Here is a 22,648-nt window from a genome sequence, read left to right on the forward strand (position 1 = left end):
GATACTTTAATTAAATTTCACATTATATTTTTGGCCGATTGGCGGAAACGTTGGAAGCCGCAAGGGAGTGGTATGCCATTGGGTAAACAAAGTGGCACATAACAAAATGAAGGGAACGTCTTCTGGTCGTAGAATATTGCAGGTAAGAACTACGCCAATTTTTTGGACATCCGTTTTTACAGTCGCTACTTTCTTGATTCCTGATAAAAACTTGTAACTCCCTTTTTTTATACTTCCGCTAACGAGGTAATTTAGCCGAGTGACATAAAACAGGTTTGTAACTTTACTATTGAGACGTTTAACCTTTACTAAAGAATGGTTAACAACGTCGATGGTATAAGAAGAAATAATCCCATTTCCGTCAGTATAAAGACGTCCAATTTCTGTCCCATGAGTATTTTTTAGATAAAGGGTATGATTGGGATTATCAAGATTGCCCTGAATAATATACTGAATTTTACCTTGCTCATTGGCTACGGGAATTTGACCATACTCCTGTTTTTGATTTAGTTCCAATAAATAGCGCATTCCAGCACCTCTATTCTTTAGCGTTATTGCTAATAAACTTCTTTAAAATATAAGCTACTCCATTTTCATTATTAGTTTTAGTTTTAACTTGTGCAATTTTTTTGATTGCGTAGACGGCATTTCCCATTGCCACACCGGTACCTGCATCCCTAATCATGCTTTCGTCATTAAGGTTATCGCCAATTGCCGCAATTTCATTTTGCTTGATTCCCTTTTTTTGCGCATAGTCCAATAATGCTGGTCCTTTTTGGGCCTTGATATCGTTGATTTCGATGTTTGCAGAAGAGCTGGAAGTAACAGCAACATTGCCAAGTGCCGTGATTTCTTTTTTGACGTCAACAAACGCTTCTGGTCCATGACCGTCAAAAGCAATAATTTTCATCACTTCAAAATGGGGATCATTTAAAAGTGTGGTAAAACTATTAACATGCTTCATACTAAACATTGCATTACTGCCAGCGGAGGTTGCCACAGCCTTTTTAAACGTCAGTCCCGGATTAAGGGCAATTAGTGATCGAGCTAAGTTAACAACTCGCTGACTTATATCTAGCGAATAAATTAGGTCTTCGGTTACTAATTCATGGTAAATATGATGTTTTTGCAAGATGTTGACAACCTGCTCTGCTTTATCATTTGGTAATGCGTGTTTAACTTGCAACTGATTATTGGCATCATAAACCAAAGCACCATTGATGTTGATGAATCCTGTTTTAAGGCCATAATTTTCGATAACTTTACGTGACTGTTGTGGTGAACGACCTGTTGCAACTAAGAATTCAATGCCATTTTTTTGAGCTTCCCGAATTGCCTTAATATTTTCATTAGATACTATTAAATCACTGTTAAACAAGGTACCGTCCAGATCGCATGCTACTAATTTAATCAAGATAAAATAAGCTCCTCCTCCCGAAAATCGGTATTTTTTACTTCTCTATCATATTAACATAATAAGGGGAGAAAACTTTTCACATTTTTAAATAAAATCTAATTAAATAGAAGATAAAGAACCGTTTAAATGTCGAAGATTCTGCACAAACATTATTAATTTCATGATACCATAAGGGCTAGTGAAAGAGAGGCTATTGCTAGAATGAAAAAATTTATTGGTAATGACTGGGACGAAGTATTGGCTCCTATATTTGACAGTAACGAATATCATGAATTACATGAATTCTTAAAAACAGAGTACAAAACTAAGCGGATATTCCCAGATATGTATCATATTTTTACTGCTTTTAAGTTAACCCCTTTTGCTAAAACAAAAGTAGTCATTTTAGGTCAGGATCCCTATCACAATCCTGGTCAGGCAACAGGAATGAGCTTTGCTGTAATGCCTGGAGTAAAGTTGCCACCGTCATTACAAAATATTTATAAAGAACTATATGATGATGTCGGCTGTGTGCCGGTTCAACATGGTTATTTGAAAAAATGGGCTGATCAAGGAGTGCTCCTTTTGAACGCAGTTTTAACAGTTCCTTATGGTCATGCTAATGGTCATCAAGGTAAAGGCTGGGAAAATGTAACGGATGCTGCTATCAAGGCTTTGAGCGATCGGGGAGAAGTAGTTTTCATTCTTTGGGGACGATATGCTCAAAATAAAATTGCATTAATTGACCTTGACCGCAATTTTGTGATTAAATCAGCTCACCCCAGTCCATTTTCGGCAGATCGTGGCTTTTTTGGCTCACGGCCATTTTCTCGTTGTAACGAGGCCCTGCGGAAGTTTGGGAAAACTCCAATTGACTGGCAATTACCGCAACAAGTAACACAATCAGATTTAGTATAGGTGAGATAATAAATGAGTATTTTTGAACTATTAAAAAGTAAAGTAAAGAACGCGGGTAAAAAGTACCGCATTGTTTTTGCAGAAGGAAATGATGAAAGAGTATTAGCCGCTGCCGCTGCACTGCAGCAAGATGATGTTTTAGAGCCAATATTATTAGGCGACACAGCTGAAATTGAAAATGTTGCTAACCAAAATAAGATCTCATTGGCCCAAATACAAGTGGTTAACCCCGAAAAATTTCATGCGCTAGATGAAATGATTGCAGCTTTCATTTCGGCTCGGGGTAAAGAAATAACTAAGGAAGAAGTCCGTGAAGCGTTAAAAGATCCTAATTACTTTGGTACAATGCTAGTTAAAATGGGCAAGGCTGATGGTATGGTTTCTGGGGCTGCTCATTCAACCGCGGAAACTGTTCGTCCCGCTCTGCAATTAATCCATACTGCAGCCGGGATGAGTCGTGTTTCTGGTAGTTTCATCATGGAACGTGGGGAAGAAAAATATCTTTTTGCTGATTGCGCAATTAATATCGCACCAGATGCTAAAACGCTGGCAGAAATAGCCTATCAATCAGTTCAAACAGCTAAATTAGCAGATATTGAACCACGTGTAGCCTTTTTGAGTTTTTCAACTAAGGGTTCTGCCAAAGGTGAAATGGTTACCAAAGTAGCTGAAGCTGCTTCACTTTTCCAAAAACAGCACCCAGATATTCCTGCTGATGGCGAGTTGCAATTTGATGCTGCATTTGTACCCGCAGTGGCAGCTAAAAAAGCTCCAGACTCTGAGATAAAGGGGAGAGCTAATATTTTTATTTTCCCAGAACTACAGTCTGGTAATATAGCATATAAAATTACGCAGCGTTTGGGGAATTTTACGGCTATTGGGCCCATTCTGCAAGGAATTGCACAGCCGGTTAATGATTTATCACGGGGTGCAAGCAGCGATGATATTTATCATATGGCTGTTTTAACTGCTGCTCAAGCACTATTAAAGGATAAATAGTAATGAAAATAAATGTAAATTCTTCCACGGAAATGAAACAACTTGGTGCTGCGATTGCAAGTACCGCTAAAGCACATGATTTACTGCTGCTAAATGGTGATTTAGGAGCTGGCAAAACCACTTTGACGCAAGGTATTGGCGAGGCTTTGGGGGTCAAGCGCCCTGTCAAAAGTCCTACTTTTACCATCGTTCGTGAATATGAAGAAGCTAAGTTGCCAATTTATCATATGGACTTTTATCGTTTAGAAAATGATGATTTATCATCAATTGATTTAAGCAGCTATTTACAGCAGCCGGGACTGGTGGTAATCGAGTGGCCTGAAGTTGTTAAAGCCGATCTGCCTGATCAATATTTACAAATTGTAATTCGCCGGGTTGATGATAGTTGGGATTCGACTAAAAGAACGGTTGAATTCCGCCCACAGGGAAAGCGAAATGAAGATTGGGTAGCCGAAATTGCGAATAAAATAAAAAACAGGACTTAACCATTTTAGTCCTGTTTTTAGTATGATTATATTAAACTTGATAAACCAAATTTTTAATTGCTTCATCCCCAAACTGCTCATTTTGCGCAATTAAAATACCAGCACATGCTTCGCTATCACTAAGTGCATTGTGGTGATGCCATAATTCGACATCTAAAGCATCAGAAACAGTATCTAATTTATGGTTAGGCAGATCTGGTTCAAACAGTTTGCTGGTCTGCAACGTATCAATGACAAAATAATGCGGTTCCTGAATGTCGTAACGACCTAAACTTTGACGCATAACATTAGTATCAAAGCGGGCGTTATGCGCACAAACGAGCATACCAGGTTGATAAAGCCGTTTAATGTGGGGCCAAACTTCAGCCATAGTAGGGGCATCTTTAACGTCATCGGCTGTAATATCGTGTACTTCAATATTACGGGCATCAAATGGCATTTGGGGATTAATAACAGTATAAAAACGGTCAACAATTTTATTATTCCGCACCATCACCAATGCTAATGAACAAGCACTTTCTGGGTGACGGTTAGCGGTCTCAAAGTCCATTGCGATAAAATTCATTTTTTCTCCTTTAAAACTTAATTTTAGTATAACATAGGATGAAGCAACTAAATGAATGCGGTAAAATAGTAAAAAGATAGGATAAAGGGAGCTATAACTTTGAAGTTATTTGATTTAGTAAAAGATGGAATAGAAATAAAGAAACAAGTTCCGCTTAGCAAGTATACATTTACTAAAACTGGTGGGCCAGCAGAATATTTAGCTTTTCCGCAAAATCAAGCCGAACTAGAAAAATTAGTGGAAACCGCTAATTCTAACCAAATTCCCTTAACCGTGATCGGTAATGCTTCCAACTTAATTATTCGTGATGGTGGAATTGCCGGTTTGGTAATTATTTTAACCAAAATGAATAAGATTACCATTAGCGGTAGCTGTGTTGAGGCGCAAGCGGGTGCCCGGATTATTGATACGGCATTTTTTGCTGCTAAGCACGGACTCAGCGGCTTGGAATTTGCTGCGGGTATTCCTGGAAGTGTTGGTGGAGCAGTTTTTATGAATGCGGGCGCATATGGCGGCGAGACAGCTGAGGCTATTCAAACAGTTAAGGTCTTAACGCCAACTGGTGAATTTAAGGAATATTCGAATAAGGAGATGCAATTTTCATATCGTCATTCTCTTGTTCAAGAAAATAATGATGTGGTAGTTAGTGCAACTTTTAACTTGCATCCCGGTCAAAAAAATATCATTTTGGCGGAAATGAATTACTTAAATGCGTTACGCCAATATAAGCAGCCACTTGAATATCCTTCATGTGGCAGTGTTTTTAAGCGCCCCGCAGGCCATTATGTTGGGCCAATGATTATTCAAGCTGGTTTGCAGGGAAAACAGGTTGGCGGTGCTCAGAACTCGACTAAGCATGCCGGCTTTATTGTTAATAAAGGTGGTGCTACTGCAACAGATTACCTTGACTTGATTGCGTTAATCCAAGCCAAAATTAAAGAACAGTTTGGGCTGGATTTGCAGACGGAAGTTCGCATAATTGGTAAACCAATTGATTAAAAAATATTATAGATATTAGAAAGGAGTATTTATGCATTTTAATGTTTCCAATATTTTTACTTGGAACAACTTATCGACCATTCTTGATGTTTTAATCATCTGGTTTTTAGTCTACCACCTCGTTATTTTAATTAGGGGTACTAAGGCCGTTCAACTGGCAAAAGGAATTGTCTTAATCTTCATTGTCCGGATCATTGCCGGTGTTCTTCAGCTGCATACCACTATTTGGTTAATTGATCAGATTGTATCTTGGTCGGTAGTGGGAATTATTGTGATTTTTCAGCCTGAGATTAGGCGTGGACTTGAGCATTTAGGACGGCTGCCAATTTTTGGAGGTCGCGAGGAGAGTGAACGTGACGAATCGATTAGGTTTATCAATGAGCTAGATAAAGCGATTCAGTACATGTCCAAAAGAAGAATTGGTGCCCTGATTACAATCCAGCAGGAAACAGGTCTTGATGATTATATTGAGACAGGAATTAAATTAGATGCGCGGGTAACTGGCGAGTTGCTAATAAACATTTTTATTCCTAATACTCCTTTACACGATGGTGCTGTTATTATTAACCAAGACCATGAAATTGCGGTTGCCGCTGCTTACTTGCCGCTGTCCGACAACAGTATGATCCCCAAGCGACTCGGAACAAGGCACCGCGCCGCTGTGGGCATTTCGGAAGTTACGGATGCGATTACGATCGTTGTCTCTGAGGAAACTGGTGGAGTAACTATTACTCGAAATGGTCGTTTCCTTCTTGATATGACCCGTGACGAATATATGAAATATTTAACTGCCGAACTAGTACCTAAGAAAAATGAGAATGCTAATTGGTACCAAAAGATTATGCGTAAAATTTGGAAGTGGGGTGCTGACCGATGAAAGAATTTTGGCGTAAATCGTGGTTTATTCGTCTTGTTTCCTTACTAATAGCGATTTTATTGGTTATTTACGTTAATGATACTCAAGGCGGTTTCTTAACTCAGGGCCAAACTAGTCGTACCAGGCAAACAGCTAATAAAACACAGACAATTAGTGTGCCCCTACAAGTCTCAGTGGATACGGATAAATACTACGTAGTGGGTTATCCTGAAAAAGTCAATATTACGTTGGAAGGTTCAACCGCGCTTGTAACTTCGACAATTAATACGCAAAACTTTCGCGCTTATATTGATTTGACCAGTCAAAGCATTGGCACTCACGATGTTAAAGTTCATGTTAATGGCATCAGCCGGCAAATTTCTTATTCGATTAATCCCAAGACGGTCCATGTTAATATTCAAAGGCGAAAATCGACTACTATGCCTATACAAATAGAGTATAATAAGAGTGCTGTAGCTCATGGTTACACGTTAGGACATTCTAGCGTATATCCTCAGCAAGTTGAAGTTACTGGTGCACGAAGCGAAGTTGAGCAGATTGACCAAATTATTGCTAAAGTTGTATTACCAAATGAAATTACTCACACTTATGAGCGGCAAGTAAGTTTGGTAGCACAAGATCGAAAAGGTAGGCAGCTTAATGTCGTGATTGAGCCAGCTACTGCCAAGGTAACTATTCCAATATCTGTTGCTAAGAAAAATGTCAAAGTTAAGTTGCAGCCAAAGCATGAACGAAATAACAAAATTTATTCACTAACTGCTAAAAATGACTATGTTACTATTTATGGTGCGGAAAAGGACTTGGCAAAGATTAAAAGTCTACAAGTACCAATTGATCTTAGTAATGTTGCTGCTTCAACGACAAAAACAGTTTCATTGGCCATACCGCATGGGGTAGTTAAGGCCAATCCTGCTCAAATTAGTATTGATATTAAAGTAGAAAATTCCGATGCTAAGGGCAGTAAAAATTAAATTGAAGATAAATAAAGAGAGGTAATTTTTAATGTTAAAATATTTTGGCACCGATGGTGTTAGAGGTGTAGCAAACCAAGACTTGTCCCCTGAATTAGCGTTTAAATTAGGACGCGATGGTGGTTATATATTAACTAAAAATAAAGCTAAAGATGAGCAAGCCAAAGTTTTAGTTTCGCGGGATACCAGAATATCTGGGCAAATGCTTGAATATGCGCTGATTTCGGGTTTGTTATCCGTTGGAATTGAAGTGCTTGAAGTCGGTGTGATTACCACTCCCGGACTATCTTACTTAGTGCGTGCGCAGGGAGCCGATGCCGGTGTGCAAATTTCCGCATCCCATAATCCAGTTGAAGACAACGGAATTAAGTTCTTTGGTAGTGATGGCCTGAAGTTGTCTGATGAAATGGAAGGCGAAATTGAAAAATTAATTGATGCTAAAGAAGATAAACTCCCTCGGCCATCAGCCGAAGGCTTAGGCTCGTTAACCGATTTTCATGAGGGTAGCGCTAAGTACCTTCAGTTTATTGAAAACACCATCCCAGAGGATCTTGATGGCATTAAAGTGGTCATCGATGGCGCAAATGGTGCTGCCAGCAATTTGATCTCACGCCTTTTTGCAGATTGCGGTGTTGACTTTACCACAATTGCCACACATCCCAATGGTTTAAATATCAACGATCATGTTGGCGCAACGCATACTGAGAAGTTGCAAGAAGAAGTTGTTAAGCAAGGAGCACAACTCGGTTTAGCCTTTGACGGGGATGCTGATCGCTGCATTGCTGTTGATGAAAATGGTAATGAAGTCGATGGTGACCACATTATGTACGTTCTTGGCACCTGCATGCAAGATGGTGGCCGCCTGAAAAAGGATACTATCGTAACCACGGTCATGAGTAACTTAGGTTTCACTAAAGCCCTTGAGCGCAGAGGAATTAAGAATGTGCGGACACAAGTTGGTGATCGTTACGTTTCAGAAGAAATGCGTGCTAACGGCTATAATCTTGGTGGTGAGCAGTCTGGTCATGTCATTATGAGTGATTATCATAATACCGGGGATGGCATGTTAACTGGACTACACTTGATGTTAGTTATGAAGAAAACAGGTAAGAGTCTTAGTGAATTATTGGCTGATTTTAAAGATTACCCTCAATGTTTAGTCAATGTACCCGTTAAGAATAAGCAAGATTGGAAGAAACACCAACCAATTCTTGATGTCATTAAAGAAGTAGAAAAAGACATGAATGGTGATGGTCGTGTCTTAGTACGTCCATCTGGTACGCAATCACTACTGCGGGTAATGGCAGAAGGACCTACCCAAGAAGAAACTGATGCCTATGTTAAACGGATTACAGATGTTGTTGAGCAAGAGATGGGTGCTTAACGATAAAATAAAATAAATTATCAAAGCAGGAAATTTTTTCCTGCTTTTTTGTGTTCTATCAAGGTTATCCTTAGTATGTATATACCAATTATAACTTTTTAGCTTGACCAATTATCAAACTAGTAATATTATTCCTTACATAAAGCTAAATTTACTACTAGCCCAAACAAGAATTTTTGGGCTATACCAAAGGAGAAGAATATGTGCGGAATTGTTGGAATTGTTGGAAAATCTGCTAGAGAAATTGTTTTAAATGGTTTATCTAAGCTAGAATATCGTGGGTATGATTCAGCGGGGATTTACTTAAATGACCAAAAAGGCAATGAGTACATTACCAAAACTGTTGGCCGTATTCAAAATCTAAAAGATCAAATGACGTCTGATGAACAAGGATTAGTTGGTATCGGTCATACTCGCTGGGCAACCCATGGTAAGCCAACAGAAAATAATGCTCATCCGCAATATGATGAAACTAACCGTTTTTACCTAGTGCACAACGGTGTGATTGAAAATTATCAAGAAATAAAAAGCAACTATTTATCAGATGTAAATTTTGTTTCCGATACTGATACTGAAGTTATTGTTCAATTGATTAGTAAAATAGCGCGAACAGAAAATGTGGATGCTTTCACTGCCTTGAAAAAAGCTTTAGCTAAAGTGAAGGGTTCATATGCTCTTTTACTAGTTGACAATACTAAGCCGGATCATATTTATGTCGCAAAAAATAAGTCACCATTAATGCTAGGAATTGGTGCTGGTTTTAATATCATCGCTTCCGATGCGCTATCAGTATTAGATCAAACTAAAACATTTGCTGACTTACAAGATGGACAAGTTGGTGACATTACTAATGATAGTTATGTGATTGAGAGTCTTGCAGGTGAGCCTGCTGTTGTGCAGCCATATACTTTAAAAATTGATCCAAATGCGACTTCTAAGGGAACCTATGAATTTTATATGTTAAAGGAAATTTGTGAGCAACCCGGAGTTTTACGTCACCTTGAACAATTTTATTTAGATCAAAATGGCGAACCTCAAATTAAAGCAAAAATTATTGATATGCTAGCAGCTGCTGATCGGTTGTATATTTTTGCTGCAGGGACCAGCTATCATGCGGGTCTGGTTGGTAAAGTGCTTTTTGAAAAGTTTGCAGGTGTACCGACCGAAGTAGGTTTTGCTTCTGAAGCCGGCTACCATTTTCCAATGATGTCAAAGCATCCCCTGTTTATTTTTCTATCACAATCGGGTGAAACTGCTGATTCTAGGGTGGTTTTACAAGAGGCAATCAAGCGCAATATTCCAAGTTTAACTTTAACCAATGTTCCCAATTCAACTCTTGCTCGTGAAGCAACTGCCTCACTTTCCTTAGAAGCAGGGCCGGAGATTGCGGTTGCATCTACCAAAGCATACACCGCTCAAATTACGTTAGAAGCTATTTTAGCTAAAGCATTAGGAGAAAAAATTGGCAATGAAAATGCGCGTGCTTTTGATTTAAAAACCGCTTTTGCCTTAGCTGCTGAAGGAGCAGAGCAGGTGATTTCAAGTAAGGAAAAAATTGAGCAATTAGCTCAAAAGTTTTTGCTTCCCTCACGTAATGCTTTTTATATTGGCCGTGGGATTGATTATCCGCTTGCTCTTGAAGCAGCGCTCAAGCTAAAGGAAGTATCATACATTCAAACCGAAGGCTTTGCGGCCGCCGAGTTGAAACACGGAACAATTTCACTAATTGAAAAAGGAACACCTGTAATTGCCCTGATTAATGACCCGCTAACTGCCGATTTAATGCGAGGTAATATTCAAGAAGTAATTGCTCGGGGAGCGAGCGTAATTACGATTACAAGCAAAAAGTTAGCGGTTGACGATGACGATATTGTTCTCCCAGAGATAAATTATTATTTAACCCCACTGGTAAGTGTTGTGGTTGCACAGCTATTTGCCTATTATGCTTCCAAAGATAAGGGCCTTGATGTTGATAAACCAAGAAATTTGGCTAAAAGTGTAACGGTTGAATAAACCTTTGAAAGTCCTTATGCCAATCTGAATAAAAGCGAATATTGAAAAAAGTCGTAAGTAATTACGACTTTTTGTATAATAAAGGAGATAATATCCAGATTGTGGGAGGAAAAAACTTTGTCAATTAAATTAATTGCGGTCGATTTAGATGGTACTTTACTTTCTAGCAATAATAGTATTTTGCCAGAAACACAGAAAACGTTGAAACAAGCCATAGACTCAGGTATTCAAGTAGTTCTTGCTACCGGCCGCCCATTATCAGGCGTGATGCAATTCAACCAGGAATTAGGACTAGCCGGGGATAAGCAATATAATATTGTCTTTAACGGTGCAGTTATTCAAAACTTAGCTGGTAAAGTATTGATGAACCAGGAAATGAATTATCATGATTTTACTAATATGCGACGTTTACAGCGCCTTGCTCATGTTAACCTGCATTTTGAAACACCAGAATGTTTTTGGACATGTGATCGAGAATTGGGCGTCAATTTATCGGTCAATGCTGCAATGACAAAAAATATTATTAAAGTACGTAAAGCAGAAGAAATTCCACAAGATTTTACCTTTAATAAAGTGGGCTTTAGCGAGACAGATGATGTCGAAGAAGTAGAGAAGCTTTGGAATAATATTCCGGAGTGGGCTTTTGCCAAATATGATGTTGTGCGTAGTTTTTCTTCTAATATTGAGATTAATATTAAAGATGCTTCAAAAGGTAACGCACTAATTAACCTCGCAGACCGGTTAAAAATTGCTCCTAGTCAGGTCATGGTATTTGGTGACCAAGGAAATGATATTTCAATGTTTTTGAATCCAAGTTTTAAAAAAGTGGCAATGGGAAATGCGATTGAAATGATCAAAGATAATGCAGATTATATAACTGAGGATAATGATCATGACGGAATTGCGAAAGCATTAAAAAAGTTTGTTTTGTAGTAGAATAAAACTAGGTTGACTATTATGGTAAAGAAAAACAAAGAACATAATATTTCTGAAGCCGAGTGGGAAGTCATGAGAATAGTGTGGACTCTCGGCGAAATTCATACTGGTGAGGTAATCGAGCAGCTTCAAACTAAGAAAAATTGGTCTGAATCGACTATTAAAACTTTAATGGGACGCTTGGTTAAAAAAGGTCTATTGCAGACGCGAAAAGATGGTCGCCGATATGTCTATTCTGCCACAGTTACACAAATTCAGATGATGATTCAAGTTACTAAAGAAATGATGAATCATATGTGTGATATGCATAAAGGACAAGTCTTAATTGAAATATTAAAAGACATGCCTTTGTCTGAAAGTGATATTGCTACAATTGAAACAGAACTTGCACAGAAAAAACTGCATGCACCAGCCAAAATTGCTTGCAACTGCTTAGCTTCGGGTCAACACGATTGCTAGAACATTAGTTAATCTACCTAAGGAGGTAAGTCTAATGAGAAGGTTTGCTAGTATAATTCTGCGGTTAGTATTTATAGTATTTATTGGTGCTGCGGGCTTTTTGTTATTTGAAAGTCCAGCAACGATCAATGTTCAAAACGTTCCGAAAGTTGCGCGTTCTGTAATAAAAAAGAACGTCGATAAAAGTGGTGATACCAATTTAAAGGGAACACTGAAGTTAGCTAAAGACTTTGGAGTTGAAAATAAGGTGCTTGAGCAATTGCCTTCAAAGTATCACCGGGATTTATCCTATGTTGACTTGTATAATCTTAGCGTTAGCTATCAGGAAAACGGAGAGCTAACTGCCAAAAACTTAAAGCTACCTGAGAAAAACGAGGTTCAAAAAGCTGTTAATTATCTGATACTCCAGCGTGTTAATAAGGGATTATCGGATAATTCTAAGCAGGTCAATAACTCAATTAACATTTTTCACTACTTCTTATTTGGAGCTATTTTGATTTTAGCTCTTGCAGCTTTGTTAGTATTATTTGGTCAATCTTGGGCCTTAATTGCTTTGTTAATTGCTGCAGTTGGCTCTTTTGGTGCCTTGCAATATTACCTAAATCAATTAGTCCAATATTTACAAAGCGAATTAGATCCAGGAATTTCTCTAATTACTTCCTCAATGTTATGGTTAGGTTTAGCAATTAGTGTTGTCGTTGCTATTATCTGGCCAATAGGTTTAAAGTTGACCAAGAAAAAGGATTAGAAATTTATAGTATTTTGGTGTTAACCCCATAATTAGCATAACTAATTATGGGGTATTTTGCTGGTCAGCAAAATTATCTAAGCAGATTAAAGTTGAGACATGATGGTCTTCCAAAAATGACCAGGGGTTTTATGGATTAGTTTGCCCTGATATGATTAATTAGTTATTATACTACTCAAGTAGAATTGCCTAGTAATTAAGCAATAAGGAATTGTAGTAGTACAATTTTATGGAATAATAAGCAAAATACTAGTACAAAAACGGTAAATTTACGATAATTAATTAGTTAGTTTGAAATAAATTAAATTTTATAGAATATAAAAGTTAGCTTTCAACCAAAATAAATTACATAGTTATAATTTCTTCGTTAACTTAGTTAAAGTAAGTCCTTATAAAATCTTTTATACATCAACATTTATGATTTATATTATAAATAACATAAATTGCATTTAATAACATGATTCAATTGTGATAAAATATAAAATATAGTATGAATGATTGAAATAACGAGGGATTAATAAATGTATTATTTTTTAAATAACAGATTAGACTCTAATAGTTCTGGCATTGAACATGCTGAAGTTAAAAGGCTAAAATTATTTAAGCAAAAGGGTGTAAAAGCTAAACTTGCAATGCGTGATTATAATCGTTTTGCTCATCAAAATTTACCGCTATATGGTTTAAATGATGACGATTATGTCAATATGTACGACTTTTTTGCTGGAACGGTTAATTATCCGCAACAAAAGATGACAATTGATGAGCTACCAATTCCCGAATCTGATCAGATTAAAAAGGTTGATAATGGCTATGAAGTATATGATGGTAATCGCAAAACAATGTTAATTACTTTGTTTAGTGATAATAATCTTGATAGTATTACTTATTTTAATGCTGATGATCATAAGACAAAAATGGATTTTTATGACACTAGAGGTTTTAAAAGTTTTACGCAAATTTTTAATACTTCAAATGATAACCTTATTTATGAATCATTTTATCGACCTGATAATACAGTTTATTATGAAGTTTCATATGAGCAAAAACCAAAGTGGCTTGCAGCAACTAATATTCAACTAACGGATAAAAAAGGTATACAGCATTCGCTGATGAATATAGGACAAGCTTTTACTATTATGCTTGACGAGCTAAATGAACAAGATGGCGGCCAATCTACTTTTATCTCAGATCGTAGTAATATCACCAATTTACCTATGATAAACATGAAAACACCGGCACGTAAAATTGAGCATTTTCATAGTATTCATTATGGTGATTACAGAGACCCCAACTCATTTTTATCATATGGCTCAATTGCCAATACGGAGCAGTTAAGTAAAACCGACTTAATTATCACGCCCGGACAGCGCCAGGCAGATGACATGAAAAAACGGTTGCGGACCCAAGTACCGATTGTTGCGATTCCTGTCGGTATTGTATCCAATGAGCAGCTTGCCAAGCCGCATATTCCTATGAGTCAGAGAATTCCCGGTAAAATTGTTATTTTAGCAAGGTTATTTGTTGAAAAACGCATAGGTGATTCTATTAACGCATTTGCGCAAGTTTATCAGAAAAATAAAAACTTAACATTAGATATTTACGGTTACCCAGATGGTTCAGATAATTGTAAAGAAGAAAAGAAATTGAAAAAGCTAGTTAAGGATCTTGGCTTAGAAAATTGTATCCATTTTATGGGTTACGCAAATCAAGTTGATGATATCTATGACCATGCTCAGCTTATGTTGCTTTCTTCACTTTATGAAGGTGCGTCTCTAGTTACGATGGAAGCTCAATCGCATGGCGTTCCGGTAATTTCTTATGATATTAATTATGGTCCATCTGATTTAATTAATAATAATGTTAGTGGTGTTCTCGTACCAAACGGAAATGTGGATGTTTTTGCAGATGAAATTGCAAAATACTTCTCAGATTCTAATTTACGTGAACGAATGAGTGAGGCTGCTTATGAAAACGCTAAACGCTTTTCAGGCGATGAAGTTTGGAAATACTGGAAAAAATATGTAATTGATACGGATAAGGCCTAAAAAGAATTACTTTTTAATTATTATTTGCATATCTTTAACCATCTTTTAAAGATGGTTTTTTTATTTTTTAAATTATTATTAATTGCATTTCAAAATTATTTACGTTACTATGGTTAATCAGTTAGCTTGCTAACTAAAATTTTGGGAGGAATTATATGCAAAGAAAATTAGATGCAAAATTAATTTGTTCAATTTTTGCGGCAGGACTGATGTCTTTTTCAGGAGTCCTGATAGAAACGGCGGGGAATGTTACTTTTCCTGTCTTAATGAACGAATTTCACGTTAATATGGCGATGGTTCAATGGATGACAACGGGTTACTTACTTGTAGCTTCGATTATCATGCCATTATCTGCCTATTTGAAACGGAATTTCAGTTCACGTACGCTGTTTATTACTGCTTCGGCAGTCTTTATTGCAGGATTGCTTATTGATGTTGTGGCTAGAAACTTTTCCTTCTTAGTAATTGGACGAATTGTTCAAGGGGCTGGAGCCGGAATTGCGATTCCATTGATGTTTAACATTATTTTGGAAAGAACACCGTTAGATAAAATCGGTTTACTGATGGGGATCGGAACAATGATCACTGCTGTAGCACCGGCTTTAGGACCAACTTTTGGTGGCTTAGTTGTAAACACAATGGGTTGGCGTTTTATTTACATTTTCATCATTCCAGTAATGATTATTTCTTTGGTTATGGGACTTGCTTCTATCACTAAGGAAAGTAAGAAAATTAAACATTCTAAGTTAGATGTTGCGGGCTTTTTAAGTATTACCGTAACTTTCATTGGCTTGATTTTAGCCTTCAGTAATTTGGCAACAGTTTTACAAAAACCATTAACGTTCGCTGTTCCACTAATTATTGGCATTATCGGATTGATCATTTTTATTAGGCATTCGCTAAAAGTGGCAAATCCGCTAATTAATATTCGGGTGTTTAAGAAAATTAAGTTTACTCAGGGTCTGGGCGCTTATTTTATTTTTCAAATTAACACGTTAGGTTTATCTTTTATTTTGCCTAACTATGTTCAAATTGTTAATCGTTCGACAGCGATGATTGCTGGGTTGCTACTCTTAACTGGTGGTATTATTGGAGCAATTGCATCGCCTGTTGGTGGTCGGTTACTTGATAATTATGGTCCACGTAAGCCAATTATGACTGGTGCGATGTTTGAATTAATTGGGGGATTGCTTTTCTGTCTTTTTGCAGCCAACTTTACTTCAATTGAAATTATCATCTTTTATACCATTACAATGCTTGGTACGGGCTTAATCATGGGTAACACTATGACTGCATCACTTAATGTTTTAAGTGAAAAAGAAAATACCGACGGTAACGGTTTATTCAACATGGCACAACAGTTTGCTGGGGCAGTGGGAACTGCAATTGTTTCCGCAATCATGCAATTTGTTCAACAGATGAGTGGCAAGAATACTGCGGCCGGTAAATTAGTTGATGCCTCACAAGTTGGTTTAATCTTTTTGCTTGTTTTAGTGGTAGTTGGTGTATACTTGCTGTATAAAGCTACTAAACCTGTTAAAGCAAAGGAATAAAAATGGAAAGACTCGGATTAGCCTTGCAACGTGTCCAGAATACTTTTAACCGTAATGTTGATCATTTTGCAAGAAGCTTAGGATTAACGGGAACACAGATGTTGATTATCGAATATTTAACTTCCTTTTCCACTAAGCAACCAATCTATCAAAAAGATATTGAGCACGAATTTAATATTAGAAAATCAACTGCTACTAATATCTTGCATTTGATGGAACAAAAGAACTTGATCAGCAAAGAGGTTGATAGTCAGGACACTCGCTATAAGGAAATCCGGTTAACAGAAAAAGCAGTTAAACTAGAAAAAGAAATAACAAATTACTTTATCTCCTCAGAACAAGAAACTGAAAAGATTTTGGGGTCAGATACTAAAAAGAAATTGCTGGCAAATTTAGCCAAACTAGATTCTGCTTTATCAGATAATAAAAAGCACTAGCTGAATCCATTATGGATAAGCAGCTAGTGCTTTTTTAGTTGATAATTACTGGTCTAATTAATCTATTATCTTTCGTAATTTGGCGCCTTTTTCGTGATTTGAACATCGTGTGGGTGTGATTCACGTAAACCAGCATTGGTAATTCTCACAAACTGAGCATTTTCACGTAAATCAGCAATTGTTGCAGCACCAACATAACCCATTCCGGAACGTAATCCGCCAATAATTTGGAAAACAATATCAGAAACATCGCCCTTGTAAGGTACTCGTGCTTCAACGCCTTCGGGAACTAGCTTATTTGCTTCGTTAACACCACCCTGGAAATAACGATCCGAAGAACCATGTGCTTGTGCCATTGCGCCAACTGAACCCATGCCACGGTATGTTTTGAATTTTTGTCCTTCACTCTCAAAAATTTCACCCGGAGCTTCTGTTGTACCAGAAAGCATGCTACCTAGCATAACCGCGTTGCCACCAGCCCCAAGAGCTTTAACAATATCGCCTGAATATTGCATACCGCCATCGGCAATAATTGGTTTATGGTACTCCTGAGCAGCAGTAGCTGCATCATAAATAGCGGTAATTTGTGGGACGCCAACACCGGCAACAACCCGAGTAGTACAAATTGAACCTGGACCAATTCCAACTTTGACGACATCAACGCCAGCATCAAAAAGTGCCCTAGCTGCGTCACCGGTGGCAATGTTGCCAGCAATTAAAGTGACATTAGGAAAATGGGTGCGAATTTCTTTAATTTTGCGCAAAACGCCTGCAGAATGGCCATGTGCCGTATCGATTACAATTGCATCAGCACCTTTTTCTAGCAGGGCTTCAGCGCGTTCAAAGGTATCACTGGTTACGCCTATCGCTGCTGCAACTAGAAGCCGATTCTGGTCATCAACGGCTGCCTTGGCAATGTTGCTTGGAACAACGACATTTTTAACGTTAGCAACTTCACCCGCTTGGGCACTAATTGACATATTTTTATGAATAACACCAAGACCACCTTGTAAAGCAATTGCAATTGCCATTGCGCCTTCTGTAACTGTATCCATTCCGGCACTTATTAGCGGAATCTTTAATTTGAGGTTAGGGGCTAATTCGGTTTGCAAATCTACCTCATTTGGAAGTACGTGACTTTCTACTGGAATTAATAAAACATCATCAAATGTCAGTCCTTCTTTAATAAATTTCGTTGTCCAATTTGACATAGTCGCACTCCTTATCTTTATGCATAATGAATTTAAATTGTCTCCACTTTACTAATGATTTTAGTAACGGTCAAGCCAAAATTAAACTTATCATTAGTTAAGTTTCAAACATGAAGCAGTTATAATTATGGATAAAAAGCGAATAAATTAAACATTAATTTTTTTATTGTAAACTTTTTTAAAAATGCTATTATTAAATAAAGTACTAATTTAAAAGATATAGCGTCCGTGGTATTTGCTCTTGGCTTGCTATAATGTTCGTGTTATCTTCGAGCTGAGGGCTAAAAAACTACAACTAACCAATCAATCTCATTAGTAAATGATTGTGCCAAAAAGTTAATTGTGGTCATTGGAAATAATAAAGGAGAACACAAACAATGGAAAAACTGACTCGTGAATTTGTCGCTGGTTTGCCTAAAGCAGAATTGCATGTTCATATCGAAGGAACTCTTGAACCTGAATTAGAATTTGCTTGTGCGAAGAGAAATCATATTGACATTGGTGCAAAATCCCCGGCCGATGTTGACCACAGTTATGGTTATGGCCTTACAGAATTTTTAAAAGCCTATTACAATGGGATGAAGGTTTTGCGGACAAAGCAAGATTTTTATGATGTTACGTGGGCATTTTTACAAAAAATGGCGCAAAATAATGTTAAGCATTTAGAATTATTTTTTGATCCTCAGGCACATACCAGCAGAGGAGTAGCCTTTGAAACAGTAATAGAAGGGATACACGAAGCAATTGTAGATGGTCGCGCGTTAGGCGTAGACACACAGCTAATAATGTGCTTTCTCCGTGAATTTTCTAAAGAATCCGCTCGTCAAACCTTAGAAGCGGCAAGGCCTTATCATGAGAAGGGCTGGATAATCGGCGTTGGTCTTGATTCAGCTGAACATCACAATCCACCGTTGAAATTCATGTTAATTTTTGCAGAAGCCAAAAAGCAGGGTTACTATTTAACAATGCATTGTGATCCAAAACAAGTTGACTCTGTGGAACACATTAAGCAAGCGCTAGAAATTATTGAAGTTGATCGGCTTGACCACGGGATGAATATTATTGAAAATCCAGATTTAATGGCTTATCTTGTTGAAGAAAAAATTGGTATAACTGCCTGTCCAATTGCATACTATTACACACGTCAGGATATGGAAGAAAAAGCAATCACTACGCTTTTTAAAGAGGGTGCACTAATTAGCCTGAATTCTGATGATCCTTCATATAAAGGCGGTAATTACATTAACGATGTTTACTATCAATTTGCGCAAAAAGTTGGTTGGGGCAGAGAAGAACTGATTCAGATTGCGAAAAATTCTTTTACCACCTCGTGGATTAGTGATAATGCCAAAAAGGCTTATTTGCAGCAAATCGATGATTACGTAGCAAAAAACTAATTAAAAAGTACTACTTCGGGTAAAGAAGTAGTACTTTTTTATTTTCCACGACACAAATTAAATTTTCTATTAAATAATATTGAGCATTATGTTAGATTAATGGTAAACTGTGATCACCGCTTAGGGGCAATAAGCCGGTTTTTGCGGTTAAGATAAATTGAAAAGTTAAAATTTTTAACAGGGCATTTTTACAGGTAAATTAATTAGTAAAATTGCTTTTTTGTGCTTTTCAAAGGTATTTGAGTTTAAGAAAGAGCATTTTTAATGGACAAGCAAGTGATTGAAGCACATAACCTCACGAAACAATATTCAATTACAAAAAGGGGCGATGGTCTAAAAGCAGCTATTAAAAATATTATCCGACCAACTAAAAAAACAGTTAAAGCTGTTAATCAACTTAACTTTTCGGTTACAGAAGGTGAGACAGTTGGTTTTATTGGTCAAAATGGCGCGGGAAAAACAACAACTATCAAGATGCTAACGGGCACATTATTTCCCACATCAGGCTATTGCAAGGTTAATGGCTTTGATCCAGTCAAAAGAAGTAACGCTTTTAAAAAATCAATTTCAGTTGTGATGGGAAATCGGTCACAACTGTTTCCAGATCTGACTCCGCGTGATTATCTTAAATTATTGCAGACCATGTATGAAATAGATGACCAAGAATTTGAACAGAACGTGAATACTCTGGCAGAAACTTTAAATATTACTCATCTACTGGATACTCAGACAAGAAAATTATCCCTAGGCGAAAGAATGAAAGTTGAGTTCTTAGCGGGTGTAGTAACTAAGCCTAAAGTTTTGTTTTTAGACGAACCAACGATTGGATTGGACGTTTTGGCAAAGCGAGATTTGCGCAAATTCTTGGTAAAGTTAAATAAAAAAGAAAAACTAACCATTTTTCTAACGTCTCACGATATGGAAGATATTGCTGCTATTTGTGATCAACTAATAATTGTTAATCAAGGAGAAATTATTTGGAACGGCAGAAAAAAGAATCTGTTAGAACAGTTTGGTCAAAATAAGTACATCAGCTTTAATAAGGCCGAAACATTTGCACCAGAAAAGATAAAGACGCAAATAATTGACCAGGATGACTTAACAATTACGCTCAAAGTCCCGAACAACCGCGTGGATGAAGAACTTGCCGCGTTAGCGCGTGCTAAACAGGGATCAAATTTTCAAATTCATGATTTAAAACTAGAAGATATTATTCTTGAAATTTTTGCCCGGGAGAAAAAGTTATGTTAAAAAGCTATCTTGCAATTATTGCTGTTTCTCTAAAAAAGATTTTTGCCAATAAAAGTAGTGTCGTTATTCTCTTAATGCAAGCCATTGTTCCCAGCATTGTAATGTTCTATTTATGGTCAATTATTATCAAACCTGGTCAAACGATTGGTGGTTTCACCCGGAATCAGTTAGTTATCTACTATATTGGTGTAAATTTTATTAATTCATTTGTTTGGTATGCCATTGACTGGGAGTTAAATGATGATATTCATTCAGGAGAACTCTCAAATATTATTCATCGACCTATTCAACTTCATTGTTATTACTTTGCCAAAATGCTAGGAGACAGGTTAGCAAATCTGCTCTTGTTATTACCAATCCTGGTAGTTGGCTTTTGTTATCTATTTGTTAAAAAGCTAGTTCAAGTTTCGCTTTTAACGTTAGTTAAATTTGCAGTTAGCCTCATATTAGCAGCTATTCTTTGGTTCTTATTTTCTTACATTGTTGGTAGTACAGCTTATTGGTTTGATAATCTGTTTTTTGTTTTAATCGTTAAAGAAATTGTTGTCAATTTATTGTCAGGCTTTTATTTTCCCTTAGAAATGTTACCTAGCCCGATGTTTAAGATTATTAGTTGCTTACCGTTTAAATATTTTAGTTCATTTCCAATCGATACACTTGTTAAAGCATTGCCTACAAAGTTTTGGCTTGTAAATACTGCGATTGAATTGCTTTGGATTTGTTTACTATATCTAATACTGGTGTTGGTTAATAGGAGAGGGCTTCAGAGATATTCTGATGTACTAGGATAAAATGAAAAATAAGCTTAAATTAATAAGGAATCTAAGCAAGGTTGCCTTACTTGAAAGTATCAGTTTTAGACTTGATACATTGTTTGGAATGATATCATCGATCCTATGGTTAGGAATCCCGATTGCTTTTTTCAAAGTTATTTATTTGAACGTTGACACAATTGGCGGCTGGACATTTAATGAATGTCTTTTGCTGGTTGGGGTATATACGATGCTTGATGGCTTTTTAATGGCCTTTTTGGTTAAATCAATGCCGTTACTGGAGAAGGATATTCGGGAAGGAACACTTGATTCGGTTTTATTAAAACCAATTAACACTAAGTTATTCTATTTTTTTAGATCAATTGAATTTACGCAATTTATTAATGCGGTTTTGGGTTTAATCATTGTTGTAATAGCTTGTCAAGGTAAGGCGATAACTTGGCAACAATTAGCTTTATTTGTTTTTTCATGTCTGTTCGGTTGTATCTTGTATTATTCACTCTGGTATCTTTGGACAATCTCTGCCTTTTGGTTCCCGACTAATTTTGGTCGCACCGATTTGTTTTTAAGTATGATCCAAATGAGTAGGTATCCAGCGACAATTTATCGCGGTATTGGTAATTTGGTTTTCAACTTCTTATTACCGTTTGGTTTAATTGCTTGTCCAGCCACTATCGTTCTTCTTAACGCAAAAAAGTGGTCAGTTGTACTTATCCAGTTCGCTGTCGCTATTGTATTTCTCTTTTGTGATACTTATGTTTGGAACTTAGGACTGAAAAAGTATGATGGTGCAGGAAGATAGTCAAAATCACCTTTTATTTGACTAAAAAAGCAGGTTAAAAAGTCAATTCAAAATACTTGCATGATAAAAAAGATGCTAATAAAATCTTTTTTGCGGTTTTAATTTTATGACGTCTAGGATGGGATAGAAAATGAAAAACTAAGGTATTGTACGCTGCTAAGTAAAGCATTAATTGCTACAATCCTGATAAGTTGATAATAACGATTTTGCTTGAAGATAAAAACTCGCCTAGTAAAATAATTTTTTTACACGCGGGTCGAAATTTTCCAGTTTGGAGGACTGGCTAAAATCGAGTAGACAAAATAAAAAAATCGCAAAGCCTATTGGTTTCAGTGCCAATGGGCATTTTTTATTGCTTCAAACCTTTTATGTTTACATTTGTAAATTTTGGCTTTATAATTATTATAGTTTACAAATGTAGACATTAAA

At 36.8% G+C, this 22,648-nt stretch carries 22 protein-coding genes; 18 read left to right on the forward strand and 4 right to left on the reverse strand.

What is annotated here, in order from left to right; all coding sequences use genetic code 11:
- Positions 1-6 precede the first annotated feature (6 nt).
- Together J3U69_RS01330 and J3U69_RS01335 are read right to left on the reverse strand one after the other, a co-directional pair.
- On the reverse strand, positions 7-528 hold the full coding sequence (locus J3U69_RS01330; RefSeq protein WP_267412793.1) for a hypothetical protein: 522 nt from the start codon (positions 526-528) through the stop codon (positions 7-9).
- 10 nt (positions 529-538) lie between these two features.
- Positions 539-1,414, reverse strand: coding sequence for a Cof-type HAD-IIB family hydrolase (locus tag J3U69_RS01335; protein ID WP_220232938.1), 876 nt, complete (start codon positions 1,412-1,414; stop codon positions 539-541).
- A gap of 204 nt (positions 1,415-1,618) precedes the next feature.
- Here J3U69_RS01335 and J3U69_RS01340 point away from each other — a divergent pair, with 204 nt between their 5' ends.
- From J3U69_RS01340 to tsaE, 3 genes are read left to right on the forward strand one after another with little or no spacing between them, the layout of a single operon-like run.
- Entirely contained in the window at positions 1,619-2,314 is a 696-nt protein-coding gene (locus tag J3U69_RS01340; RefSeq protein ID WP_103752143.1) for a uracil-DNA glycosylase, read from the forward strand.
- Positions 2,315-2,326: 12 nt separating this feature from the next.
- Complete coding sequence (gene pta / locus J3U69_RS01345) at positions 2,327-3,313, forward strand: phosphate acetyltransferase (protein ID WP_220232939.1); 987 nt, start codon at positions 2,327-2,329, stop codon at positions 3,311-3,313.
- Positions 3,314-3,315: 2 nt separating this feature from the next.
- Positions 3,316-3,798 (forward strand): tRNA (adenosine(37)-N6)-threonylcarbamoyltransferase complex ATPase subunit type 1 TsaE, encoded by a 483-nt coding sequence (tsaE, locus tag J3U69_RS01350; RefSeq protein ID WP_220220989.1) that lies wholly within the window; start codon positions 3,316-3,318, stop codon positions 3,796-3,798.
- 31 nt (positions 3,799-3,829) lie between these two features.
- On the opposite strand, the gene J3U69_RS01355 is transcribed toward tsaE, so the two are convergent.
- Positions 3,830-4,363 carry a 3'-5' exonuclease gene (locus tag J3U69_RS01355; protein WP_103752146.1) on the reverse strand — a complete coding sequence of 178 codons (534 nt, stop codon included), beginning with the start codon at positions 4,361-4,363 and terminating at the stop codon, positions 3,830-3,832.
- Between the two features lie 99 nt (positions 4,364-4,462).
- On the opposite strand from J3U69_RS01355, the gene murB reads away from it, so the two are divergent.
- The 11 genes from murB to J3U69_RS01410 all read left to right on the forward strand — a co-directional run bounded on the left by murB (position 4,463) and on the right by J3U69_RS01410 (position 16,785).
- Positions 4,463-5,362, forward strand: coding sequence for a UDP-N-acetylmuramate dehydrogenase (gene murB, locus J3U69_RS01360; protein ID WP_267412794.1), 900 nt, complete (start codon positions 4,463-4,465; stop codon positions 5,360-5,362).
- 31 nt (positions 5,363-5,393) lie between these two features.
- The gene (gene cdaA / locus J3U69_RS01365; RefSeq protein WP_267412795.1) at positions 5,394-6,239 is read left to right on the forward strand and encodes a diadenylate cyclase CdaA; all 846 of its coding nucleotides are present in this window, start codon (positions 5,394-5,396) and stop codon (positions 6,237-6,239) included.
- Entirely contained in the window at positions 6,236-7,210 is a 975-nt protein-coding gene (locus tag J3U69_RS01370; protein WP_103752149.1) for a YbbR-like domain-containing protein, read from the forward strand. The genes cdaA and J3U69_RS01370 overlap by 4 nt, the downstream gene beginning before the upstream one ends.
- Before the next feature lie 31 nt (positions 7,211-7,241).
- Entirely contained in the window at positions 7,242-8,594 is a 1,353-nt protein-coding gene (gene glmM / locus J3U69_RS01375; protein WP_220220991.1) for a phosphoglucosamine mutase, read from the forward strand.
- Positions 8,595-8,795: 201 nt separating this feature from the next.
- Entirely contained in the window at positions 8,796-10,607 is a 1,812-nt protein-coding gene (gene glmS / locus J3U69_RS01380; RefSeq protein ID WP_267412798.1) for a glutamine--fructose-6-phosphate transaminase (isomerizing), read from the forward strand.
- 117 nt (positions 10,608-10,724) lie between these two features.
- Positions 10,725-11,540: a Cof-type HAD-IIB family hydrolase gene (locus J3U69_RS01385; RefSeq protein ID WP_220220993.1), complete on the forward strand. Its 816-nt coding sequence runs from the start codon at positions 10,725-10,727 to the stop codon at positions 11,538-11,540.
- A gap of 24 nt (positions 11,541-11,564) precedes the next feature.
- Positions 11,565-12,002: a CopY/TcrY family copper transport repressor gene (locus J3U69_RS01390; protein ID WP_103752152.1), complete on the forward strand. Its 438-nt coding sequence runs from the start codon at positions 11,565-11,567 to the stop codon at positions 12,000-12,002.
- A 34-nt stretch (positions 12,003-12,036) separates the two neighbouring features.
- The gene (locus tag J3U69_RS01395) at positions 12,037-12,750 is read left to right on the forward strand and encodes a hypothetical protein (RefSeq protein WP_267412799.1); all 714 of its coding nucleotides are present in this window, start codon (positions 12,037-12,039) and stop codon (positions 12,748-12,750) included.
- Positions 12,751-13,271: 521 nt separating this feature from the next.
- Entirely contained in the window at positions 13,272-14,795 is a 1,524-nt protein-coding gene (locus J3U69_RS01400; protein ID WP_267412800.1) for a glycosyltransferase, read from the forward strand.
- A gap of 155 nt (positions 14,796-14,950) precedes the next feature.
- The gene (locus tag J3U69_RS01405; protein ID WP_267412801.1) at positions 14,951-16,348 is read left to right on the forward strand and encodes a DHA2 family efflux MFS transporter permease subunit; all 1,398 of its coding nucleotides are present in this window, start codon (positions 14,951-14,953) and stop codon (positions 16,346-16,348) included.
- Between the two features lie 2 nt (positions 16,349-16,350).
- Positions 16,351-16,785, forward strand: coding sequence for a MarR family winged helix-turn-helix transcriptional regulator (locus tag J3U69_RS01410; RefSeq protein ID WP_103752156.1), 435 nt, complete (start codon positions 16,351-16,353; stop codon positions 16,783-16,785).
- A gap of 65 nt (positions 16,786-16,850) precedes the next feature.
- Here the strand turns inward: J3U69_RS01410 and guaB are convergent, their stop codons facing one another.
- A complete protein-coding gene (guaB, locus tag J3U69_RS01415) occupies positions 16,851-17,996 on the reverse strand; it encodes an IMP dehydrogenase (protein WP_267412802.1) in 1,146 nt (381 codons plus the stop codon).
- A 377-nt stretch (positions 17,997-18,373) separates the two neighbouring features.
- On the opposite strand from guaB, the gene add reads away from it, so the two are divergent.
- From add to J3U69_RS01435, 4 genes are all read left to right on the forward strand, one after another.
- Positions 18,374-19,393, forward strand: a complete 1,020-nt coding sequence (gene add / locus J3U69_RS01420) for an adenosine deaminase (RefSeq protein ID WP_267412803.1) — start codon at positions 18,374-18,376, stop codon at positions 19,391-19,393.
- Between the two features lie 264 nt (positions 19,394-19,657).
- Positions 19,658-20,644, forward strand: coding sequence for an ABC transporter ATP-binding protein (locus J3U69_RS01425; RefSeq protein ID WP_267412804.1), 987 nt, complete (start codon positions 19,658-19,660; stop codon positions 20,642-20,644).
- The gene (locus J3U69_RS01430; protein WP_267412805.1) at positions 20,638-21,435 is read left to right on the forward strand and encodes an ABC transporter permease; all 798 of its coding nucleotides are present in this window, start codon (positions 20,638-20,640) and stop codon (positions 21,433-21,435) included. The genes J3U69_RS01425 and J3U69_RS01430 overlap by 7 nt, the downstream gene beginning before the upstream one ends.
- Before the next feature lies 1 nt (position 21,436).
- Positions 21,437-22,219 (forward strand): ABC transporter permease, encoded by a 783-nt coding sequence (locus J3U69_RS01435; RefSeq protein WP_267385187.1) that lies wholly within the window; start codon positions 21,437-21,439, stop codon positions 22,217-22,219.
- Positions 22,220-22,648 lie beyond the last annotated feature (429 nt).

The organism is Lactobacillus sp. B4026, assembly GCF_026535825.1.
GTDB classification, from domain to species: Bacteria; Bacillota; Bacilli; order Lactobacillales; family Lactobacillaceae; genus Lactobacillus; species Lactobacillus panisapium.

What these genes read in the sequence shown, in the direction of transcription:
- tsaE (WP_220220989.1), top strand. Translation starts at nt 3,316, where the DNA reads ATGAAAATAAATGTAAATTCTTCCACGGAAATGAAACAACTTGGTGCT.
- J3U69_RS01330 (WP_267412793.1), bottom strand. Translation starts at nt 528, where the DNA reads ATGCGCTATTTATTGGAACTAAATCAAAAACAGGAGTATGGTCAAATT.
- J3U69_RS01430 (WP_267412805.1), top strand. Translation starts at nt 20,638, where the DNA reads ATGTTAAAAAGCTATCTTGCAATTATTGCTGTTTCTCTAAAAAAGATT.
- J3U69_RS01390 (WP_103752152.1), top strand. Translation starts at nt 11,565, where the DNA reads ATGGTAAAGAAAAACAAAGAACATAATATTTCTGAAGCCGAGTGGGAA.
- J3U69_RS01355 (WP_103752146.1), bottom strand. Translation starts at nt 4,363, where the DNA reads ATGAATTTTATCGCAATGGACTTTGAGACCGCTAACCGTCACCCAGAA.
- J3U69_RS01400 (WP_267412800.1), top strand. Translation starts at nt 13,272, where the DNA reads ATGTATTATTTTTTAAATAACAGATTAGACTCTAATAGTTCTGGCATT.
- cdaA (WP_267412795.1), top strand. Translation starts at nt 5,394, where the DNA reads ATGCATTTTAATGTTTCCAATATTTTTACTTGGAACAACTTATCGACC.
- J3U69_RS01340 (WP_103752143.1), top strand. Translation starts at nt 1,619, where the DNA reads ATGAAAAAATTTATTGGTAATGACTGGGACGAAGTATTGGCTCCTATA.
- guaB (WP_267412802.1), bottom strand. Translation starts at nt 17,996, where the DNA reads ATGTCAAATTGGACAACGAAATTTATTAAAGAAGGACTGACATTTGAT.
- pta (WP_220232939.1), top strand. Translation starts at nt 2,327, where the DNA reads ATGAGTATTTTTGAACTATTAAAAAGTAAAGTAAAGAACGCGGGTAAA.
- J3U69_RS01405 (WP_267412801.1), top strand. Translation starts at nt 14,951, where the DNA reads ATGCAAAGAAAATTAGATGCAAAATTAATTTGTTCAATTTTTGCGGCA.
- J3U69_RS01425 (WP_267412804.1), top strand. Translation starts at nt 19,658, where the DNA reads ATGGACAAGCAAGTGATTGAAGCACATAACCTCACGAAACAATATTCA.
- glmS (WP_267412798.1), top strand. Translation starts at nt 8,796, where the DNA reads ATGTGCGGAATTGTTGGAATTGTTGGAAAATCTGCTAGAGAAATTGTT.
- J3U69_RS01395 (WP_267412799.1), top strand. Translation starts at nt 12,037, where the DNA reads ATGAGAAGGTTTGCTAGTATAATTCTGCGGTTAGTATTTATAGTATTT.
- J3U69_RS01370 (WP_103752149.1), top strand. Translation starts at nt 6,236, where the DNA reads ATGAAAGAATTTTGGCGTAAATCGTGGTTTATTCGTCTTGTTTCCTTA.
- J3U69_RS01410 (WP_103752156.1), top strand. Translation starts at nt 16,351, where the DNA reads ATGGAAAGACTCGGATTAGCCTTGCAACGTGTCCAGAATACTTTTAAC.
- J3U69_RS01435 (WP_267385187.1), top strand. Translation starts at nt 21,437, where the DNA reads ATGAAAAATAAGCTTAAATTAATAAGGAATCTAAGCAAGGTTGCCTTA.
- add (WP_267412803.1), top strand. Translation starts at nt 18,374, where the DNA reads ATGGAAAAACTGACTCGTGAATTTGTCGCTGGTTTGCCTAAAGCAGAA.
- glmM (WP_220220991.1), top strand. Translation starts at nt 7,242, where the DNA reads ATGTTAAAATATTTTGGCACCGATGGTGTTAGAGGTGTAGCAAACCAA.